Origin of the sequence: Bradyrhizobium sp. AC87j1, assembly GCF_002936975.1 — a bacterium.
Classification (GTDB): domain Bacteria; phylum Pseudomonadota; class Alphaproteobacteria; order Rhizobiales; family Xanthobacteraceae; genus Bradyrhizobium; species Bradyrhizobium shewense.
Genome location: NZ_PTFE01000121.1, coordinates 1 through 19,675 on the forward strand (window position 1 = coordinate 1; position 19,675 = coordinate 19,675).

Genomic DNA, 19,675 nt, shown 5'->3' on the forward strand with positions numbered 1-19,675 from the left:
CCCATGGACAGCCCCGCCCGCAACATCGCCCTCGTGCCGCCGCCGGATCGCCGCCAATCGGAAACAGCGCTCGCCATCGCGCGTGGCACCGCGCGGCTGCTGCGTTCGCTCGGCTTTACCTGTATCAGCGAATTGCCGCTGCCCTCGGGCCGGCGCGCCGACCTCGTGGCGCTGAACGAGCGTGGCGAAATCTGGATCGTCGAGATCAAATCGTCGGTGGAGGATCTGCGCGCCGATCAGAAATGGCACGAATACCGCGCCCATTGCGACCGGCTGTTCTTCGCCTTCACACAGGACCTGCCGTGCGAGATCTTTCCGGAAGGCACTGGCCTGATCATCGCGGATGCCTATGGCGCGCACCTGCATTGCGAAGCGCCCGAGCACAAGCTCGCTGCGGCCACGCGCAAGCAGATGACGTTGCGGTTTGGAATGGCGGCGGCGCTTCGGATCAATCGCCTGGTTGATCCGCAGGGCCACGCGGAATTTTGGGAGTAGCGGCGCCGGAGCATAGGTGCCGTAGGGTGGGCAAAGCGCAGCGTGCCCACCATTCAAGCCAATCAAGTTCGATGCAGAGATGGTGGGCACGGCGCTTCGCGCCTTTGCCCACCCTACGAGACCGCTACCGCGGCGCGCGCTTGGCCAAAATGCGCTGCAACGTCCTGCGGTGCATGTTGAGCCGCCGCGCCGTCTCCGAGACGTTGCGGTTGCACATCTCGTAGATGCGCTGGATGTGCTCCCAGCGCACGCGGTCGGCCGACATCGGGTTGGTCGGCAGCTCGGATTTCTCCGCGCTGGTCGACAGCAGCGCCGCGACGACGTCGTCGGCATCCGCCGGCTTGGAGAGATAATCGATCGCGCCCATCTTTACCGCGGTGACGGCGGTGGCGATGTTGCCGTAGCCGGTCAGCACGATCGCACGCGCATCCGGGCGCTTCTTCTTCAGCGCCGAGACCACGTCGAGGCCGTTGCCGTCGCCGAGCCGCAAATCCACCACGGCGAATGCCGGCGCTGCCTTGCCGATCTGCGCAAGACCATCCGAGACGGTGTCGCATGACGTCACCGCAAAGCCGCGCGTTTCCATGGCGCGCGACAACCGCTCCAGGAACGGCTTGTCGTCCTCCACGATGAGCAGCGAGCGGTCAGTCTGTTCGTTCAGTTCGGCGATGGCGTTCAAGGTTTTGTCCTCTCTCCAACGCGACTACATATGGCCTCGCAATCGGGCGGTGCCAAGGCCGCCGATAGTCGATCGGCCCTGTTGTGCGACGCAAGGTCGCGGCCTATCCTATTGTTTCTTCGAGGCTCTCGATAGCCTCAAAACGCTGTCGCGGCCATGTGATCTGCACCACCGCGCCGTGTTCCGGAAAGATCCGGTTGGTAAACAAGACCTTGGCGCCGGTGCGTTCCAGCAAGGTGCGCGCGATGAACACGCCCAATCCGAGACCGCGTTGCTCACCGCCGCCGTCATCCGTATTTCGCCGCCGCGACAGATAGGGCTCGCCGATCCGGTTCAGGATATCGGGCGGAATGCCGGGGCCGTCGTCGGAGATCAGAAGCTCGATCGTGTCCTTGTTCCACCACGCGTTCACCTCGACGGTGGTATGGGCGAAATCGACCGCGTTCTCGACGATGTTGCCGACGCCGTAGAGGATCGCCGGATTGCGCGAGCCGACCGGCTCGGACACGGCGGCGACCGCGATCCGCACCTTGATCTCGACGCCGAAATCGCGGTGCGGGGCCACCACCTCCTCGATCAGCTCCGACAGCTTCATGCGATCGAACGGCGCGCCGGTCGAGGAGAGCTGGGTGATCTTGCTCAATATGTCGCGGCAGCGCTGGGTCTGCTCGCGCAGCGTCTTCAGGTCGGCGGCAAAGCTGGCGTCCTTCACCGTCTTTTCCAGCTCGCGCGCGATCAGGAAGATCGTCGCGAGCGGCGTGCCGAGCTCGTGCGCGGCCGCAGCGGCGAGCCCGTCGAGCTGAGTCAGATGCTGCTCGCGGGTCAGCACCAGCTCGGTCGCGGCCAGCGCATCCGCGAGCTTGCGCGCCTCCTCGGTCACCTGGAACGAGTAGAGGCTGGTGACGCCGATCGCGAGCACGATCGAGAGCCAGACGCCGACGAGATAGATCGGCGGCAGCACCAGGGGATCGTCGGAATCCCACGGCAGCGGCAAATGGAAGAAGAACAGGACCGAGGCGCAGGCCACGGCGAGCACGCCGAGGCCGAACGTGAAGCGCGCCGGCAGCGCCGTGGCCGAGATCAGCACCGGCGCCAAGAACAGGAACGAGAACGGGTTCTGCAGTCCGCCGGTGAAATACAGCAGGCCCGCCAGTTCCACGATGTTCAGCGCCAGCAGTCCGGCCGCCTGCATCGGCTCCAGCCGCTGCATCGGATTGGCCGCGGTCTGGAGCGCCAGATTCAGTGCTGCCGACAAGGCGATGATGCTGACGCAGGGGACGATCTCGACGTTGAATTCCAGCCCCTGCGCCACGATGAAGATCGCGGCGAGCTGGCCCAGCACCGCCAGCCAGCGCAGCCGCAGGATCGTGTCCAGGCGGATATGCCGCTGCGCGTGGCGAAAGTCGGAAGCGGCAATTTCAGTCATATCGGCCAATGGGGGTGCCTTCCAGATCACAAACGCTGGGCTCGCGGAACCACCGGATTACAAGCCTTGCGCTATCCGCTGCAATAGCAGAAGAACGACCAGCATGACCGAGAATGACAAGGCTTCAAGTCGGCCGACTGTCGCGGAGCGCAGCTCGTCCGCGGCGATCGCGGTCGAACACCTCGTCAAAATCTACAAGCAGACCCGCGCGGTCGACGACATCTCCTTTTCGCTGCCGCGCGGCACCATCACCGGACTTCTGGGCGGCAACGGCGCCGGCAAGACCACGACCATCGCGATGATCATGGGCCTGGTGCTGCCGACCTCCGGCCGCGTGCAGGTGCTCGGTCACAGGATGCCCGAGGAGAGCGCTGCCGTGCTGGGGCGGATGAATTTCGAGAGCCCCTATGTCGACATGCCGATGCGGCTCACGGTGCGGCAGAATCTCACCGTGTTCGGCAAGCTCTATGCGGTGAAGAACCTCGCCGGCCGCGTCGCCGAACTCGCGGATGATCTCGATCTCACCGAATTCATCGACCGCGCCAACGGCAAGCTGTCGGCCGGGCAGAAGACCCGGGTCGCGCTCGCCAAAGCGCTGATCAACCGGCCCGAGCTGCTGCTGCTGGACGAGCCGACCGCCTCGCTCGATCCGGATACCGCCGACTGGGTGCGGGCGCATCTGGAACGTTATCGCAAGGACAACAACGCCACCATCCTCCTGGCTTCGCACAACATGCTCGAGGTCGAGCGGCTCTGCGACCGTGTCATCATCATGAAGCGCGGTCGCATCGAGGACGACGACACGCCGGAGGCGATCATGGCGCGCTACAATCGCACCACGCTGGAGGAGGTGTTTCTGGACGTCGCGCGCGGCCGGGTGAACGGCGCGAAGGAGGCGGCAAGGTGAGGAGGAGCTATAGTAGCCCGGGTGAGCGTAGCGATACGCGGGAGTACGCTCAGCAAAGTCCCGGATGTCGCTTCGCTCATCCGGGCTACGCGGTGCGGCCATGACCGACATCACCATCCACCGCGGCATCTCCCCGCATCGCATTGGTGCGATGATCCTGCGCTACTGGTACCTCCTGCTGTCGTCCTGGCCGCGGCTGCTCGAACTGCTGTACTGGCCGGCGCTGCAGGTCATCACCTGGGGCTTCATCCAGTATTACATCGCCGAGAATTCCAATTTCTTCGCGCGCGCCGGCGGCACGCTGATCGGCGCCGTCATCCTCTGGGACATCCTGTTCCGCGGGCAGCTCGGCTTCTCCATCTCGTTCCTGGAGGAGATGTGGGCGCGCAACATCGGCAACCTCATGATGAGCCCCTTGAGGCCGATCGAGTTTCTGCTGTCGCTGATGGTCATGAGTCTGATCCGGCTTGCGATCGGGATCATTCCGATGACCTTGCTCGCGCTGTTCATGTTTCACTTCAATGTCTATGCCCTGGGCCTGCCGCTGATCGCATTCTTCTGCAATCTGATCTTCACGAGCTGGTCGGTCGGCATCTTCGTGTCGGGTCTCGTGCTGCGAAACGGGCTCGGCGCCGAGAGCATCGTCTGGACCCTGATGTTCGCGATCCTGCCGCTTGCCTGCGTCTACTATCCCGTCAGCGTATTGCCGGTCTGGCTGCAATACGTCGCTTGGGCGTTGCCGCCGACCTATGCCTTCGAGGGGATGCGCGCGCTGCTGATCGAAAACACCTTCCGCGCCGATCTGATGCTGGAGGCGCTGGCCATCAACGCCGTCTTTCTGGTTGCATCTTTTGCATCATTCCTTGCCCTTTTGCGCAGCGCCAAACGGCACGGCTCGCTGCTGTCGGGCGGTGAATAACGTCACTTTCCCGTGGATTCAGGCTGGTTTAGCCGCTTCGGCTCCGTAGATGTACGGAACCATGCATTGACGCAATATTGCGCATTCGGCAGTATGCTGCGATGCGAAGAGGGATATAGCGATGCCTATTGGTGAGTTCGGCGGCGCACCGCCCCTGGCTGCAGAAGGCAGTCCGGTCCTGACGACGCCGATGTACTGGATGTACGAGATGGCGCACGCCTCTCTCAATCCGGCACGTGCGGTCACTGACGCGACCAAGCTGCTGTTCCAGAATCCTCTCAATCCCTGGGCGCGCACCGAGGTCGGCAAGTCGGTTGCCGCCGCCTGCGAATTGTTCGAGCGCACCACGCGCCGCTACGGCAAGCCGGAATGGGGCCTCGACGACACCGAGGTCAACGGCATCCGCGTCCCCGTCGAGGTCCGCTCGGTCTGGGAAAAGCCGTTCTGCCGGCTGCTCTACTTCGATCGCAAGTTCGCTCGTCCGCTGCGCAGCCCGCAGCCGCGCGTGCTGATCGTGGCGCCGATGTCCGGGCATTATGCGACGCTGCTGCGCGGCACGGTCGAGGCCTTCCTGCCCGCACATGAGGTCTACATCACCGATTGGGCCGATGCCCGCATGGTGCCGCTCAGCGATGGCCGCTTCGATCTCGACGATTACATCGACTACGTCATCGAGATGCTGCACGTCCTCGGCGGCAACACCCATGTCATGGCGGTGTGCCAGCCCTCCGTGCCCGTCGTCGCCGCCGTCTCGATCATGGAGGCGCGGCGCGATCCCTTCGTGCCGACCTCGATGACGCTGATGGGCGGCCCGATCGACACCCGTCGCAATCCGACGGCGGTGAACAATCTCGCCCAGGAGCGCGGCATCGACTGGTTCCGCAACCACGTCATCACCAAGGTGCCGTTCCCGCATCCCGGCATGATGCGCGACGTCTATCCGGGATTTTTGCAGCTCAACGGCTTCATCAGCATGAATCTCGACCGCCACATGGACGCTCACAAGCAGCTCTTTGCCCATCTGGTGAAGGGCGACGGCGACCTCGTCGACAAGCATCGCGAGTTCTATGACGAATATCTCGCGGTGATGGACCTCTCCGCCGAGTATTACCTGCAGACGGTCGACACCGTGTTCGTGAAGCATTCGCTGCCGAAGGGCGAGATGACCCATCGCGGAACACGCGTGGATCCCTCCAAGGTCACGCGCGTTGCGTTGATGACGGTCGAAGGCGAGAACGACGACATCTCGGGTCTCGGTCAGACTGAAGCAACGCACGCATTGTGCAGCTCGATCCCCGATCATCGCCGTGTTCATTACGTCCAGAAGGGCGTTGGACATTACGGCGTGTTCAACGGCTCGCGCTTCAAGTCGGAAATCGTTCCGCGAATCCATGACTTCATGGTCTCAGCTGCGAATCCGAGCTCATTGCAGGCTCTCGCGGCCGAATAACCTTCGTTTTCGGCTTTCCCGTCGAAAATTCAGGCCCCGCCGGAGGCTCCGGCGGGGCCTGGTTCCCTCCAGATTCGCGGTATTTAGGTAGCTTTATAGGAGTGAGTCCTCCCTCACCTCTTGGGGATGCCGCATGCGTCCAGCGGGGGGCGAAAAAAGCCGGTTCCAACCCCAGTCTGTAGGGTCTCCCGGACGTCAGACCGCTGTATATTGGGCAAATGATTTGTTTTTGCGCCGAGCGCTTTCCCTGGCGGCGGTTATGGCAAAATCCGGGCGCCCTCCTGCCCCCCGGACTGACAGACATGGCCACTCGCGCTCTCCTCTATCGGCGGCCCCACGAACCGAAGACCCTCGTTATCACCCACGGATCGCAGTTTTTTGCCATCCGATTGCGCCGGCATCGCCGGGCGCGCCGCTACACGCTGAGAATTCACCCCAGCGATCGCGAAGCCATCCTCACCATGCCGCCGCGCGGCACGCTGGCCGAAGCAAAAGACTTCGCGCAGCGCCACGGTGCGTGGATCGCGGCGCGCCTCGGTCGCTTGCCGAAGGCCGCGCCGTTCCAGCCAGGCACGGTGATACCGCTCCGCGGCACGTCGCATCGCATCGTTCATCGCGCCGGCACGCGCGGCACGGTGTGGACCGAGACGCGCGATAGCGGCGAACGCATTCTCTGCGTCGCCGGCGGGCTCGAGCATGTCGATCGCCGCGTCAGCGACTTCCTCAAGCGCGAGGCGCGCCGCGACCTGCAGCGTTCGGCGGAGGCTTACGCCGTCGAGCTCGGCGTCAGGGTCAAGCGCCTCTCGATCCGCGATCAGTCCAGCCGCTGGGGTTCCTGCACCTCGGCCGGCTCGCTGTCGTTCTCCTGGCGCCTGATCCTCGCACCGCCCTTCGTGCTCGACTACCTCGCCGCGCACGAGGTCGCCCATCTCGTCGAGATGAACCACTCGGCCCGGTTCTGGCGCGTGTGCGGAAAAGTCTGCCCCTCGATGGAGCGCGCCAAGAAGTGGCTCGATACCCACGGCAACGATCTGCACCGGTATGGGGTCGAGGATTAATCCTCCCAGCCAGCCAGGCAAACGCTGTCGTCGCCCGGCTTGCCGTCTTCGCCAAGGCTTCGCCGGCCGAGCGCCACTGTGGGCCCGGCGTAGCCTTGCGGAGACGGGACCGGGCGACCCAGTACGCCGCGGCAGTCGTTATGAATCTCGATGTTAGGCAGGACTTGCCGAAGCGATGCCGCTGATTTCCAGGCGCGTGCTTCAGGCGTCTGGGCTGCCCACGCAAGCCGTTGATTTCGTTATCTTCGGCTACTGTGCATGGGGTTGTTTTCGCAGTTTTTGTTTTGAGGTCATGGAGACCTCAGCCCGAGCCTATCGGTTTCCGCCGAACAGCCGGTCCATCAGCCAGCCGTCGAGCCCCGCCGCCGCTTCCGGCCGCGCATTGGCGCGCGTCGGCGGTGGGCGATAGCCGCCATTGCTTGCGGGCGCCGGCCCGGGCGCTGCCACGGTCGGCGCCGATACCTGCGAAGCCGCCTGCGCGAGGTTCGACAGGCCCCAGCCACCTTGTGTGCTCGGCAATGCTGCCACCGGCACACCCTCATGCGCCGCCTTCATGAAGCGCGACCACACTTCCACCGGCAGGCCGCCGCCGGTCGCCTTCTTGGTCGGCGAGTTGTCATCATTGCCGAGCCAGACGCCGGTGACGAGGCTCGCGGTGTAGCCGATGAACCAGGCGTCGCGGTAATCCTGGCTGGTGCCAGTCTTGCCGGCCGCGGGCCAGCCGGGGATCTCGGCCTTCTTGGCGGTGCCTGATATCAGCGTCTCCCGCATCATCGCGTTCATCATGCCGACATAGCGGGGGTCGATGACCTGATTGTGCTCCTCAGGCTGGCGCATGTAGAGCAGCTTGCCGCCCAGCGTCTTGATCCGCGTGACGACATGCGGCGCCACCGCGAGACCGCCATTGGCAAAGGGGGCGTAGGCGCCGACCAGCTCGACCACCGAGACTTCGGAGGTGCCGAGCGCGATTGAGGCGTTGGGCTCGAGCTTGGAGGAGATGCCGAGCCGGTGCGCGGTACGCACCACGTTCTTCGGCCCGACCTCGAGGCCGAGGCGAATGGCGACCGTGTTGAGCGACATCGCCAGCGCCTGCGTCAGCGTCACCGCGCCGAAATATTCATGGGTGTAGTTCTCGGGTCGCCAGCCCTTGACCTCGATCGGAGCGTCCTGGCGCATCGTATCAGGCGTCAGGCCCTGCTCGAGCGCGGTCAGATAGACGAACGGCTTGAACGAGGAGCCTGGCTGGCGTTTCGCCGTCACAGCGCGGTTGTACTGGCTCTCGGAATAGTTCCGCCCGCCCACCATGGCGCGCACCGCGCCATCAGGCGTCATCGCCACCAGCGCACCCTGGCTGACATTGAACTTCACGCTCTTGGCCGCGAGCTCGTCGATGATGGCGGCTTCCGCCACGCTCTGCAGCTTCGGATCGATCGTGGTCTCGACCTTGATGCTCTCGTCGATCTGGCCGACCAGATCGTCCAGCACCTCGCCGATCCAGTCGGCAACGTAATTGACCGTGCCGGCGCCGACCGGTTTCACATTGTAGGAGGGATGGCCGATCGAGGCCTGCGCCTGCGCATCCGTGATGAACTTCGCGTCCGCCATCGCCGCAAGCACGATTTGCGCGCGCGCTTCGGCGCCTTCGGGGTTGCGGTTCGGCGCAAGGCGCGAGGGCGATTTGACGAGACCGGCCAGCATCGCGGCCTCGGCGACCGTGACGTTCTTCGCCGACTTGCCGAAATATTTCTGCGCGGCAGCTTCGACGCCATAGGCGCCCGAGCCGAAATAGACGCGGTTGAGATAGAGCTCCAGGATCTCGTTCTTGGAGTGCTTGCGCTCCAGCCAGATCGCGAGCTCCACCTCCTGCAGCTTGCGCTGCATGGTGCGCTCCTGGGTCAGGAACAGGTTCTTGGCGAGCTGCTGCGTCAACGTCGAGCCGCCCTGCGAGACGCCGCGATGCATGACGTTGGTGACGAGGGCGCGCAGGATGCCGATCGGGTCGATGCCGAAATGCGAATAGAAGCGGCGGTCCTCGATGGCAATGAAGGCCTTCGGCAGATACGGCGGCAAATCCTTCAGCGAGACATTGGCGCCGGCCATCTCGCCGCGCTGCGCCAGCATGCTGCCGTCGATGCCGACGATCTGGATCGTCGGCGGCCGCTTGGGGATCTCCAGCGACTGGATCGGCGGCAGATGGGCGCCGACATAGATCACGACGCCGATCACGGCGATCGCGCCCCACAGGCCGAGCACCGCGCCCCAATAGACCAGGCGGCCGATGCTGGCGCCAATACGTGACTTCGACCGGCGCTTGGCACCGCTGCGGCTGGCTTGCGCTTTCCGCTCGCGCGGCGGCTCGTCACCGGAATCCTCGCTCTTGCGCTTGGCAGATGATTTCGTTGATTTCTTCGGCTTGTCGTCGCCGCCGGGGATGCGATCCGCCGCGGTCAGGCGCAGATCGGCGAGCGCCGCGGGCAAGCCGAACAGCGGCTCCTTCCGCCCACCCTTTTTCTTTCCCCACGCCATACGCAAAAACGCCCGGTCAGCCCGCCCCGCCGCACGCTAGCGGTCGCTGTTTAAGGCCCGGTTACCCAGACCTTAACGCGCGATTAGGAGGTGGGGCATTCGCCCGCTGCAGTTCCGCTGATTGGACGACGGAGCTAGGATCGCCGGCACAAAACACGAGGAAACACGCAGAGGAAACACACATGGGCCATATCGATCCGACCAAGGAGATTTTTGCGCAATTCCGGGAGAACGACCGTCCCGGGCCGATCCACATGCTCAATCTGGTGCGCCTGCGCAAGGAGGCGGCCTATCCGGACGGCCGCAAGGCAAGCGGCGCCGAAGCCTACGCGGCCTATGGCCGCGAGAGCGGCCCGGTGTTCGAGCGCCTCGGCGGCCGGATCGTCTGGCAGGGCAAGTTCGAGCTGATGCTGATCGGTCCGCAGGACGAGCGCTGGGACCATTGCTTCATCGCCGAATATCCTGATGTCGGAGCCTTCGTCGAGATGATCCGCGATCCCGTCTACCGCGAGGCGGTCAAGCATCGCCAGGCTGCTGTGGAGGACTCGCGGCTGATCCGGCACGCCGTGCTGCCGATCGGGAAGAATTTTGGAGAGATACCGGAGTAGGCCGCCAAATCGGCGATCTCTCTCCGTCATCCCGAGGTGCGAGCTCTTGCGAGCCTCGAAGGATGTACGGCCACCACGCGGGGCCGTCGCCCTTCGAGGGCCGCTGAAGAAGCGGCCACCTCAGGGTGACGGGGATAGCTCCAAAAAGTTCGGCGGCCCGCAGGCCGCCGATTGCATTTCAGAACTCTTCGCCTAACCCGCCGGACCCGCATCCTCCAGGATCGGGCCGAACAGCTCCCAGCGCTCGCCGTTGAACTTCATCATCTGAAGCTGCTTGTTGACGCGGTAGTCGGTCGCCGAGGTGTTGGCCTTGATGCCGGGCAGCGCGATGTCGCCGATGAAGTCCTTCAGCGACGCGGCCTGCTTCATGACGTTCTCGCGCGTCAGGTTGTCGCCGCACTGCTTCAGCACGTGCACCAGCAGCTGGGCGGTGCCGTAGCCATAGGTGTTGAAGCTCGAATCCTTGTCGCCGTCAGGATAGTACTTCGCCATGAAGTCGAAATATTTCTTCATGCCGGCATCGTCCTTCCAGGCCGGATCGAGCGGATCCTTGCCGTAGTTGACGCTGATCACGCCCTTGGACGCCTCGAGGCCCGCCGGCTTCATCACCGCGCCGACCGAGGTGGCGTTGATGTCGACGATCTGCACCGGATGCCAGCCCATCTCCGCGATCTTCTTGATCGCCTGCGCGGCCTGCTTCGGCGTGGTCGCGCTGAAGAACAGATCGGCGCCGGCATCCTTGATCTTGAGAATCTGCGAGTCGATGGTCGGATCGGATACCTCGTAGGACGCTTCCGTCACGATCATCTTGCCAGCCTTGTCGCCGAGGCCGGCCTTGATGCCGTTCAGATAGTCCTTGCCGAGATCGTCGTTCTGATAAAGCACGCCGATCTTAGCGTTCGGATGCTCCTTCAGGACGTACTGGCCGTAGATGCGGCCCTCGACGAAATAGTTCGGGTTGTAGCCCATGGTCCACGGGAAGTTCTTCGGATCGGTGAACTTCGAGGCGCCGGTGGCGGCGAACAGCTGCGGCACCTTCTTGGAGTTGAGATATTTCTGCACGGCTGCGTTCGACGGCGTGCCGACGATCTGGAAGGTCAGCAGCACCTCGTCGCTCTCGACGAGCTTGCGCACCTGCTCCACCGCCTTTGGCGGCGAATAGGCGTCGTCATATTGAATCAGGTTGATCTTGCGGCCGTTGATGCCGCCCTGGTCGTTGATCATCTTGAAATAGGCGGCCTGCGTCTTGCCGATCGTGGCATAGGCCGATGCCGGCCCCGAGAACGGCACAGTCTGTCCGACCTTGATCTCGGTGTCGCTGGCGCCCGGATCATATTTCTTCTGGGCATTGGCCGCTGAAATCGACAGCGCCAGAGCAAGCGCCGTGGCCAGATGCAGCTTTCCATTCCTCATTCGCAATTCCCTCAGTCTGTTTTTGCCGATGATCTGCCGGCCGCACGGTGCGTCCGATGCCATCGCTGAGGGCGAGTGTGGAGGAACGATTGTTGCGACGCAAGGTGGGCGTTCGTAGGGTGGGTTAGCCTTGCGGGCTGCGCGAAGCGCAGTCCGCCAGGCGTAACCCACCCTACGAGATCGGAACTAGCCCGACGGTCCCGTGTCCTCGATGATCGGTCCGAACAGCTCCCAGCGTTCGCCGTTGAACTTCATCATCTGCATCTGCTTGTTGACACGGAAGTCGTTCGGCCCGGTGTTGATCTTGATGCCGGGCAGCGCGAAGCTCGGCGTGAAGTCCTTGATGTTGGCGACCTGCTTCATGATGTTCTCACGGGTCAGATCGTCGCCGCATTGCTTCAGGACCTGCACCAGCAGCTCCGCCACCGAATAGGCGTAGGTGTTGACGGTGTTGAGCTTGTCGCCTTCCGGGAAATACTTGTCCATGAAGGCGAAGAAGGCCTTCACGCCGGGATCGTCCTTCCACTGGGGATCGCTGGGCTCCTTGCCATATTGGGTCGAGATGATGCCCTTGGAGATGTCGAGGCCGGCCGGCTTCAGCGTCGCCGAGATCGGGCTCGCATTGATGTCGAGGATATGCACCGGCGTCCAGCCGAGGTCGGCGAGCTTCTTGATCGCCTGGGCCGCGAATTTCGGCGTCGAGGCATCGAAGAACACGTCGACGCCCATCGACTTCAGCTTGACCACCTGGGAATCGACGGTCGGGTCGGTGACCTCGTAGGAGACCTCGCCGACGATCATGCTGGCAGCCTTGTCGCCGAGGCCGCTCTTGAGGCCCGCGAGATAGTCGCGGCCCATGTCGTCGTTCTGGTAGAGCACGCCGATCTTGGCGCTCGGATGCTCCTTGAGAATGTATTTGGCGTAGATGCGTCCCTCGGACACGTAGTTGGGATTGTAGGCGATGGTCCAGGGATAGTTCTGGGGATCGTTGAAGCGGGCCGCGCCGGTCGAGGCCAGCAACTGCAGCACCTTCTTGCCGTTGAGATATTTTTGCACGGCGGCATTGGCCGCGGTGCCGATGAGCTGGAAGGTGAACAGCACCTCGTCGCCCTCGACGAGCTTGCGCACCTGCTCCACCGTCTTCGGCGGCGAATAGGCGTCGTCATACTGGATCAGATTGATCTTGCGGCCGTTGATGCCGCCCTGATCGTTGATCATCTTGAAGTAGGCGGCCTGGGTCTTGCCGATATTGGCGTAGACGGAGTAGGCGCCGGAGAACGGCACGGTCTGGCCGATCTTGATCTCGGTGTCGGTCGCCCCGGTGTCGTATTTCTTCTGGGCGAAGGCTTCGCTTACGAAGGCTTGGTTCGCGGAGAACGCGAAGGCGAGCGCTGTCGTGGCAGCTAAGAAGGCTCTGCGATTGGTCATGTTGGTTGTTCCTCCTGACGGAATTTTCGGCCGATGGTCTTTTCCCGTTGATTGCAACGGTTGCCATCGCTGCCGAAGATTGTGGAGGAAGCTTCGCCGCCGCGCAAGGATCGCGGCGCTGCGCCGTAGCGTCTCAGGCCAGGGAGTCCTAGGTCGGGCGTCTCAGGCCAGGAACAACGCGACCAGCGCGAGCGCCGCCGGCAGCGCCTGCACCATCAGGATGCGGCTGCTGACGGTCGCGGCACCATAGGCGCCGGCCACGATCACGCAAAGCAGGAAGAACGCCTTGATCTGGAATGCGAAGGCCGGGTTGCCGTGGATGAGACCCCAGATCAGGCCGGCGGCGAGGAAGCCGTTATAGAGACCCTGATTGGCGGCCAGCACCTTCGTGATCTCGGCCTTCTCCGGCGTATTGCGAAACACCTTCAGGCCCTGCGGCTTGTCCCAGAGGAACATCTCAAGGATCAGGAAGAAGACGTGCAGTGCGGCGACCAGCGCCACCAGGATATTGGCGATCAGGATCAAGTTGAGCTCCCCCAGCGTCAGCTTTCGGGTGGACGATAGCACGGCCGGCATGGCAAGTGCGATGGCATGTTTCGATGCAATGGTGCCACCATGCCCGGGCGATCAACCAAACCGTCTGCAAGCTTCGGCCTCGATCGCCTGACGACGCCGATCGGGATTGCTTTGCTCATCACCGATGCCGAGGGGGCGCTACGCGCGCTGGACTGGGAAGACTATGAGCATCGCATGCGCGAGCTCTTGCGCTTGCACTACGGTGCGGTCGATCTCAGTGACCGGCCTGCGCCTGCATCCATGCGGACGGCGCTGTCGGGTTACTTCGAAGGCGATCTCGGTCAGCTCTCGGCCATCGCATGGCGCATCGCCGGCACGCCGTTCCAGCAGAAGGTCTGGAACGCGCTGGCTCACATCCCCGCCGGCACCACGATGAGCTACGGCGCGCTGGCCGCAAAGATCGACTTGCCAAAAGCCATTCGTGCCGTCGGTCATGCCAACGGCTCCAATCCGATCAGCGTGGTGCTGCCCTGCCACCGCTTGATCGGCGCGGACGGCTCGCTGGTGAAATACGGCGGCGGGCTCGAGCGCAAGCGCTGGCTGTTGCGGCATGAGGGGGTGGAGGTCTGAGAGTCCGGTTGAGAATGTGTCGAGCGAACCGCGCCCATGGCCGCCCCTGCCTCATGGACGCTGCCTGACGTAACGAAACCGTCAGACTTTCGACGTCATCACTTTCTGAACTATTTTCCAGGTCCCGTTCACCTTCAAGCATGACAGCAGGTCTGTGAAGGAGCGCGGCGGAATGCGCAATTTGACTTTCAGAAGCGCGAGCTCGCTTTCAACGTCTATTGATAGGATCTGATCTTCGCGCTCGAAGCCCTGTTGCTTCGGAGCCTTCGTGTTGCGGACCACTGCTAGCCAGGACGCAATCGGCGTCACGCCCAATTTGCCGTCCTCGGCGACCTTCGTCACGGAACTCGAGGGGTGAAATATGGATGCAAATTTCTCAGCATCCATTTCATAGGCAGCATCGAAATAGGTCTGTGCAAGCGAGCGCAAGGCGGAAACGTCCGTATCCATTGTCATCCTCAAGGCTCTTGTACCGGACTCATTCATGCGGTCCGGCCAGCTGTGCCGAGCGTCGGTCCGCTCCCCGCGCAGAAGCAGTGCAGGTCCGTCTCCCGTGCTCGCGCAAAAACCTACGGCAAGGTGACTTATGAGACTAGGCGTCTTGAATGGCATGGGCTCATGAGCGATATTCATGATGATGACAGACGAAATGAACGACCTCGCCGCGTTTGCAATCGTGGCCCGCGAACGAAGCTTTACACGCGCCGCGATAAAGCTGGGTGTGTCGCAGTCTGCCTTGAGCCACACGATCCGGAGGCTTGAGCACCGGCTCGAGCTGAAGCTGCTTGCTCGAACGACCAAGAGCGTTGCGCCGACCGCTGCGGGAGCGGCTCTCCTGGAAGATCTGTCTCCGGCACTTGAGCAAATTCGTCATGCCCTCGACAAAGCCCAAAGCATTCGGCGCCGGCCCGAAGGTCGCCTTCGAATCGTCATGTCGCGATCGGCTGCGGTGATGGTACTGTTACCGCGTCTCAGGGCTTTCGCTGAGGCCTACCCCGACATCGTTCTGGACGTCGTCACCGTCACTGGCCCAGTGGACCTCGTTGCAGGCGAGTTCGATGCCGGTATTCAGCTTGGCGAGTACATTCAAAAGGACATGATCGCGGTTCGCGTCACGCCCGAACTGCGATTGGCGGTCATAGGGTCGCCGCGCTATTTCGCTTCACGGCGCATCCCCGAAAAGCCGAAGGATCTGAGCGATCATCGGTGCATGACCCTGCGCCTCGCAGGTGGTCCATATCGGTGGGAGTTTGAGCAAGGACGAAAGTCGGTCACGATCAACGTGAATGGCCCGCTCATCATTGACGACACTCACCTGGTGATTCAGGCGGCGCTCGCCGGAGTTGGTATCGGACTCGCTTATGAAGAGCAGGTCGCCGAACATATTGCGAAGCGCCGTCTTATTCGGGTGCTGGAGGATTGGACGCCGCCAATTCCCGGCTTCTTCATGTATTATCCCAGCCGTCAGCATCAACCAGCCGCGCTGTCTGCGCTCGTGAACGCGCTACGACACTCTGGACAAAAGTCGGCGCGAAGATAGTTAGGGGGCAGGGCCCATTAGCCGCGAGCGCGGAGTGACGAAGGAAAGTCACGCCGCCGGCTGGACCGCCTTGTCGCCGGCCATCACATGGGTCAGCGCGCTCTTGATCGCGGCCTGGCGGGTCGGCGCGCTGATCTGCGCACCCAGGAGGTCGGTAACGTAGAACACGTCGCGGGCGCGCTCGCCGAAGGTCGCGACGTGGGCTGACGCAATATTGAGGTTGAGCTTCGAAATCGCGGTGGTCAGCTCGTAGAGCAGGCCGGGCCGGTCGAGGCCGGAGACCTCGATCACGGTGTAGCGGTCGGACCATTGGTTGTTGATGGTCACTTCCGGCTCGATCACGAAGGGCCGTGCCTTGCTGCGCACGGTGCGCCGCGCCACCACTTCGGGCAGGCGCAGCTTGCCTTCGAGCACGTCCTCGATCATCTCGCCGATGCGCGTGGCGCGCCGTCCCTCGTCCTCGTCGCGGTCGTATTCGCGCGAGATCGAGATGGTGTCGAGCGCGCGGCCGTCGGTCGTGGTGTAGATCTGGGCGTCGACGATGTTGGCGCCGGCCGAGGCGCAGGCGCCGGCGATGATCGACAGCAGCCAGGGATGGTCGGCAGCGAAGATCGTCAACTCGGTGACGCCGCGCACCTCGTCGAAGCCGACATTGATCGCGAGCTTGTGGCCGGCCTGTTCGCTGGAGCGGACGAAGCGGGCGTGGCGGATTTTTCGCGGCAGCTCGACCTTGAGCCAGTAGGCCGGATAGTGCCGGCCGATATAGGCATCGAGCTCCTCCGCCGGCCATTCGGCGAAGGCATTTCGGAATTCGGCGTAAGCGGCGGTGAGGCGCTTGCCGCGGTCGACTTCCGAGAAGCCGCCGGTCAGCACCGGCTCGGTCTCGTAGTACAGCGAGCGCAAGAGTTGCGCCTTCCAGCCGTTCCAAACCCCGGGACCGACGCCGCGGATGTCGGCGGTGGTCAGGATCGTCAGCAGCTTCATCTGCTCGACCGACTGCACCACGGCGGCGAAATTCTCGATGGTCTTGCGATCCGAGAGGTCGCGCGACTGCGCGACCGTAGACATCGTCAGATGCTCCTCGATCAGCCAGGCGATGAGTTCGGTGTCGGCCGGGCTGAACCCAAGCCGCGGGCACAGCCGGCGCGCCACCTTGGCGCCGGCGATCGAGTGGTCCTCCGGTCGGCCCTTGGCGACATCGTGCAGCAGCGTTGCGATGTAGATCACCGACCGGTGCTCGGGCCGGGACTTGCGCATCAGATCGCTGGCGAGGGTGAACTCCTCGATGCCGCCGCGCTCGATGTCCTGGAGGAAGCCGATGCAGCGGATCAGATGCTCATCGACGGTGTAGTGATGATACATGTTGAACTGCATCATCGAGACGATCTTGCCGAAGGCGCGGATGAACTGGCCCAGCACGCCGGTCTCGTTCATCCGCCGCAGCACGATCTCGGCGTTGTCGGAGGTCAGGATCTCCATGAACAGCCGGTTGGCCTCGGGATTCTCGCGCATCTGCGCGTTGATCAGGCCGAGCGACCGCGTCACGTCGCGCATCGCATCCGGATGGAAGGCGAGGTTGTTCTTTTGCGCCAGGCGGAAGATGCGGATCAGATTAACCGGGTCGTGCTTGAACACGTCGGGCGCGGCGACGTTGATGCGGTTGTTGTCGACGATGAAGTCGTCGCTGTCGGGGACGCGCCGCTTCGCCGCGGTCGGCCGCAGCCGCGCCATCATCCGGCTCAAGACCGGCGCGGGCTTGGCCTGCTGGTCCTCGAGCTTGGCGCAGAGGATGGCAGTGAGGTTGCCGACTTCCTTGGCGACCAGGAAGTAGTGCTTCATAAAGCGCTCGACGTCCTGCATGCCGGGATGCGAGGTGTAGCCGAGCCGCACCGCGATCTCGCGCTGGAGGTCGAAGGAGAGACGCTCTTCGGCGCGGCCGGAGTAGAAGTGCAGATTGCAACGCACCGACCAGAGGAAATCGGCGCAGCGGCGGAAGCTGCGGTATTCCTGCGCATCGAACACGCCGCGCTCGACCAGCTCGCCGGTGTCGCGGACGCGGTAGACGTATTTGGCGATCCAGAACAGCGTGTGCAGGTCGCGCAAGGCGCCCTTGCCGTCCTTGACGTTGGGCTCGACCAGATAGCGCGACTGGCCGCCGCGGCGGTGCCGCTCTTCGCGCTCGGCGAGCTTGGCTGTGACGAATTCGGACGCGGTGCCCTGCACGACCTCCTTGTCGAAGCGCGCGACCAGCTCCTCATAGAGCGGCTTGTCGCCGGTGAGGAAGCGCGTCTCCAGGATCGCGGTGCGGATGGTCATGTCGCCGCGCGCCTGCCGGATCGACTCGTCCACCGATCGCGTGGCGTGGCCGACCTTCAGCCCCATGTCCCAGAGGCAATAGAGGATCGCTTCGGCGACCTGCTCGCCCCAGGCGGTCTGCTTGTAGGGCAGGATGAACAACAGGTCGATGTCGGATTCGGGCGCCATCAGGCCGCGGCCGTAGCCGCCGGTCGCGACCACCGCCATGCGCTCGGCACCGCTCGGGATCGGCGAGCGGTAGAGATGGCGGGTCGCCGCCGAATACAGGATGCGGATGATCTCGTCCTGCACGTGGCAGAGCCGCTCGGCGCAGCGCCGGCCGTGGCGGTCCTTAAGAAGGATTTCCTGTGCCGCGGCGCGTGCCGCGATCAGCTCGGCCTTGAGCAATTGCGCCATGGCGGTGCGGAACGCGTCCTCGCGTCCCTGGTGCTTTTCGGCAAGCGCATCGACCGCGGCGGTGATCCGCGCAGTGTCGAAACGATCGTCCACCTCGGCCTTGTGCTCAGTCGCGACGCTGTCCATGTCTCACCGGATATAAGAGGTGACAGGCGCTGTCACCCGCCATTCTCTGGCAATAGTCGTTCCATGCTGGAAAGGTTCGGCTTTGGGCAAATCTGTTCTCGGCCGGCGCGCTTTCGAGGGGCGGATTTTCTCGTTGACCTCTAGATATAACTCATTGAAAAACAATGAAGTTTTGGAGGAGGCTGGGCATGCCCGGAATTACACGACGCATTCTGTTGGCGGGGGCGGTTGCGCTCGCCGTGACCCCCGCGGCCAAGGCGGCCGATCCGCTCAAGGAAATCCGCATCGACTGGGCGACTTACAATCCGGTGTCGATGGTTCTGAAGCAGAAGGGGCTCCTGGAGAAGGAGTTCGCCAAGGACGGCATCACCGTCACCTGGGTGCAGTCGGCTGGCTCCAACAAGGCGCTCGAATTCCTCAACGCCGGCTCGATCGATTTCGGCTCGACGGCGGGTTCGGCGGCGCTGGTCGCCCGCATCAACGGCAACCCGATCAAGTCGATCTATGTCTATTCGCGCCCTGAGTGGACGGCGCTGGTGACATCAAAGGATTCCAAGATCGCCGGCGTAGCCGACCTCAAGGGCAAGCGCGTCGCGGTGACGCGCGGCACCGATCCGCACATCTTCCTGGTGCGCGCGCTGCTCGGGGCGGGCCTCACCGAAAAGGACATCACCCCGGTGCTGCTCCAGCACGCCGACGGCAAGACCGCGCTGATCCGCGGCGACGTCGATGCCTGGGCCGGCCTCGATCCAATGATGGCGCAGGCCGAGGTCGAGGAGGGCGCAAAGCTGTTCTACCGCAAGGCCGACGCCAACACCTGGGGCATCCTCAATGTGCGCGAGCAGTTTTTGAAGGACCATCCCGACGCTGCCCGCCGCGTCCTCGCGGTGTATGAGGAGGCGCGCAAATATTCGCTGGCCAATTACGACGAGCTGAAGAAGACCTTCATCGCGGTCACAAAACTCCCCGAGGCCGTCGTCGACAAGCAGCTCAAGGAGCGCACCGAGCTCACCCACAGCCGCATCGGCGCGCCGCAGCGCGAGTCGATCCTCGCCGCCGGCCTCGCGCTGCAACAGGCCGGTGTCGTCGATGCCAAGGTCGACGTGAAGGCGACGCTGGATGCTCTGATCGACGACCAGGTCCCGCTGCCGACGAATTGATCTCTCTCTTACCCTCCCCTGGAGGGGGAGGGTCGATCGCGCGCAGCGCGAGCGGGGTGGGGTGATCTCTCCGCTCGGGCAC

At 63.5% G+C, this 19,675-nt stretch carries 17 protein-coding genes; 9 read left to right on the forward strand and 8 right to left on the reverse strand.

Features of this window, described 5'->3' with window-relative positions; genetic code table 11:
* Nucleotides 1-3: 3 nt before the first annotated feature.
* The gene (locus CV770_RS36025) at nt 4-495 is read left to right on the forward strand and encodes an MmcB family DNA repair protein (RefSeq protein ID WP_104465723.1); all 492 of its coding nucleotides are present in this window, start codon (nt 4-6) and stop codon (nt 493-495) included.
* Nucleotides 496-619: 124 nt separating this feature from the next.
* On the opposite strand, the gene CV770_RS36030 is transcribed toward CV770_RS36025, so the two are convergent.
* Complete coding sequence (locus CV770_RS36030; RefSeq protein ID WP_008141807.1) at nt 620-1,174, reverse strand: ActR/PrrA/RegA family redox response regulator transcription factor; 555 nt, start codon at nt 1,172-1,174, stop codon at nt 620-622.
* Nucleotides 1,175-1,277: 103 nt separating this feature from the next.
* Nucleotides 1,278-2,600 carry an ActS/PrrB/RegB family redox-sensitive histidine kinase gene (locus CV770_RS36035; RefSeq protein WP_104465724.1) on the reverse strand — a complete coding sequence of 441 codons (1,323 nt, stop codon included), beginning with the start codon at nt 2,598-2,600 and terminating at the stop codon, nt 1,278-1,280.
* 103 nt (nt 2,601-2,703) lie between these two features.
* Here CV770_RS36035 and CV770_RS36040 point away from each other — a divergent pair, with 103 nt between their 5' ends.
* The 4 genes from CV770_RS36040 to CV770_RS36055 all read left to right on the forward strand — a co-directional run bounded on the left by CV770_RS36040 (nt 2,704) and on the right by CV770_RS36055 (nt 6,934).
* Entirely contained in the window at nt 2,704-3,507 is an 804-nt protein-coding gene (locus CV770_RS36040; RefSeq protein WP_104465725.1) for an ABC transporter ATP-binding protein, read from the forward strand.
* A gap of 100 nt (nt 3,508-3,607) precedes the next feature.
* Nucleotides 3,608-4,426 (forward strand): ABC transporter permease, encoded by an 819-nt coding sequence (locus CV770_RS36045; RefSeq protein WP_104465726.1) that lies wholly within the window; start codon nt 3,608-3,610, stop codon nt 4,424-4,426.
* A 121-nt stretch (nt 4,427-4,547) separates the two neighbouring features.
* Nucleotides 4,548-5,876, forward strand: a complete 1,329-nt coding sequence (locus CV770_RS36050) for a polyhydroxyalkanoate depolymerase (protein ID WP_091964546.1) — start codon at nt 4,548-4,550, stop codon at nt 5,874-5,876.
* Between the two features lie 218 nt (nt 5,877-6,094).
* Entirely contained in the window at nt 6,095-6,934 is an 840-nt protein-coding gene (locus tag CV770_RS36055; RefSeq protein ID WP_091964544.1) for a M48 family metallopeptidase, read from the forward strand.
* A 312-nt stretch (nt 6,935-7,246) separates the two neighbouring features.
* Here CV770_RS36055 and CV770_RS36060 read toward each other — a convergent pair whose 3' ends face one another.
* Nucleotides 7,247-9,460, reverse strand: a complete 2,214-nt coding sequence (locus CV770_RS36060; protein ID WP_104465727.1) for a transglycosylase domain-containing protein — start codon at nt 9,458-9,460, stop codon at nt 7,247-7,249.
* A 182-nt stretch (nt 9,461-9,642) separates the two neighbouring features.
* On the opposite strand from CV770_RS36060, the gene CV770_RS36065 reads away from it, so the two are divergent.
* The gene (locus CV770_RS36065) at nt 9,643-10,068 is read left to right on the forward strand and encodes a DUF1330 domain-containing protein (RefSeq protein WP_104465728.1); all 426 of its coding nucleotides are present in this window, start codon (nt 9,643-9,645) and stop codon (nt 10,066-10,068) included.
* Nucleotides 10,069-10,260: 192 nt separating this feature from the next.
* On the opposite strand, the gene CV770_RS36070 is transcribed toward CV770_RS36065, so the two are convergent.
* The 3 genes from CV770_RS36070 to CV770_RS36080 form a co-directional block, all read right to left on the reverse strand.
* Nucleotides 10,261-11,481 (reverse strand): ABC transporter substrate-binding protein, encoded by a 1,221-nt coding sequence (locus CV770_RS36070; protein ID WP_165637666.1) that lies wholly within the window; start codon nt 11,479-11,481, stop codon nt 10,261-10,263.
* A 186-nt stretch (nt 11,482-11,667) separates the two neighbouring features.
* Entirely contained in the window at nt 11,668-12,909 is a 1,242-nt protein-coding gene (locus tag CV770_RS36075) for an ABC transporter substrate-binding protein (RefSeq protein ID WP_104465729.1), read from the reverse strand.
* 162 nt (nt 12,910-13,071) lie between these two features.
* Entirely contained in the window at nt 13,072-13,485 is a 414-nt protein-coding gene (locus CV770_RS36080) for a DUF1304 domain-containing protein (RefSeq protein ID WP_201760185.1), read from the reverse strand.
* 39 nt (nt 13,486-13,524) lie between these two features.
* On the opposite strand from CV770_RS36080, the gene CV770_RS36085 reads away from it, so the two are divergent.
* The gene (locus CV770_RS36085; RefSeq protein WP_104465730.1) at nt 13,525-14,055 is read left to right on the forward strand and encodes a methylated-DNA--[protein]-cysteine S-methyltransferase; all 531 of its coding nucleotides are present in this window, start codon (nt 13,525-13,527) and stop codon (nt 14,053-14,055) included.
* Nucleotides 14,056-14,136: 81 nt separating this feature from the next.
* Here CV770_RS36085 and CV770_RS36090 read toward each other — a convergent pair whose 3' ends face one another.
* A complete protein-coding gene (locus CV770_RS36090) occupies nt 14,137-14,505 on the reverse strand; it encodes a nuclear transport factor 2 family protein (RefSeq protein ID WP_245323670.1) in 369 nt (122 codons plus the stop codon).
* Between the two features lie 184 nt (nt 14,506-14,689).
* Between CV770_RS36090 and CV770_RS36095 the strand changes: the two genes are divergently transcribed.
* Nucleotides 14,690-15,595 (forward strand): LysR family transcriptional regulator, encoded by a 906-nt coding sequence (locus CV770_RS36095; protein ID WP_502693635.1) that lies wholly within the window; start codon nt 14,690-14,692, stop codon nt 15,593-15,595.
* A gap of 48 nt (nt 15,596-15,643) precedes the next feature.
* Here CV770_RS36095 and CV770_RS36100 read toward each other — a convergent pair whose 3' ends face one another.
* Nucleotides 15,644-18,433 (reverse strand): [protein-PII] uridylyltransferase, encoded by a 2,790-nt coding sequence (locus CV770_RS36100; protein WP_091964527.1) that lies wholly within the window; start codon nt 18,431-18,433, stop codon nt 15,644-15,646.
* Nucleotides 18,434-18,621: 188 nt separating this feature from the next.
* Between CV770_RS36100 and CV770_RS36105 the strand changes: the two genes are divergently transcribed.
* The gene (locus CV770_RS36105) at nt 18,622-19,593 is read left to right on the forward strand and encodes an aliphatic sulfonate ABC transporter substrate-binding protein (protein WP_201760186.1); all 972 of its coding nucleotides are present in this window, start codon (nt 18,622-18,624) and stop codon (nt 19,591-19,593) included.
* Nucleotides 19,594-19,675 lie beyond the last annotated feature (82 nt).

Coding starts and splice junctions, on each gene's coding strand:
- CV770_RS36025 (WP_104465723.1), top strand. CDS start 4: ATGGACAGCCCCGCCCGCAACATCGCCCTCGTGCCGCCGCCGGATCGC.
- CV770_RS36035 (WP_104465724.1), bottom strand. CDS start 2,600: ATGACTGAAATTGCCGCTTCCGACTTTCGCCACGCGCAGCGGCATATC.
- CV770_RS36040 (WP_104465725.1), top strand. CDS start 2,704: ATGACCGAGAATGACAAGGCTTCAAGTCGGCCGACTGTCGCGGAGCGC.
- CV770_RS36045 (WP_104465726.1), top strand. CDS start 3,608: ATGACCGACATCACCATCCACCGCGGCATCTCCCCGCATCGCATTGGT.
- CV770_RS36050 (WP_091964546.1), top strand. CDS start 4,548: ATGCCTATTGGTGAGTTCGGCGGCGCACCGCCCCTGGCTGCAGAAGGC.
- CV770_RS36055 (WP_091964544.1), top strand. CDS start 6,095: ATGATTTGTTTTTGCGCCGAGCGCTTTCCCTGGCGGCGGTTATGGCAA.
- CV770_RS36060 (WP_104465727.1), bottom strand. CDS start 9,460: ATGGCGTGGGGAAAGAAAAAGGGTGGGCGGAAGGAGCCGCTGTTCGGC.
- CV770_RS36065 (WP_104465728.1), top strand. CDS start 9,643: ATGGGCCATATCGATCCGACCAAGGAGATTTTTGCGCAATTCCGGGAG.
- CV770_RS36070 (WP_165637666.1), bottom strand. CDS start 11,481: ATGAGGAATGGAAAGCTGCATCTGGCCACGGCGCTTGCTCTGGCGCTG.
- CV770_RS36075 (WP_104465729.1), bottom strand. CDS start 12,909: ATGACCAATCGCAGAGCCTTCTTAGCTGCCACGACAGCGCTCGCCTTC.
- CV770_RS36080 (WP_201760185.1), bottom strand. CDS start 13,485: ATGCCGGCCGTGCTATCGTCCACCCGAAAGCTGACGCTGGGGGAGCTC.
- CV770_RS36085 (WP_104465730.1), top strand. CDS start 13,525: ATGCCCGGGCGATCAACCAAACCGTCTGCAAGCTTCGGCCTCGATCGC.
- CV770_RS36090 (WP_245323670.1), bottom strand. CDS start 14,505: ATGGATACGGACGTTTCCGCCTTGCGCTCGCTTGCACAGACCTATTTC.
- CV770_RS36095 (WP_502693635.1), top strand. CDS start 14,690: ATGATGACAGACGAAATGAACGACCTCGCCGCGTTTGCAATCGTGGCC.
- CV770_RS36100 (WP_091964527.1), bottom strand. CDS start 18,433: ATGGACAGCGTCGCGACTGAGCACAAGGCCGAGGTGGACGATCGTTTC.
- CV770_RS36105 (WP_201760186.1), top strand. CDS start 18,622: ATGCCCGGAATTACACGACGCATTCTGTTGGCGGGGGCGGTTGCGCTC.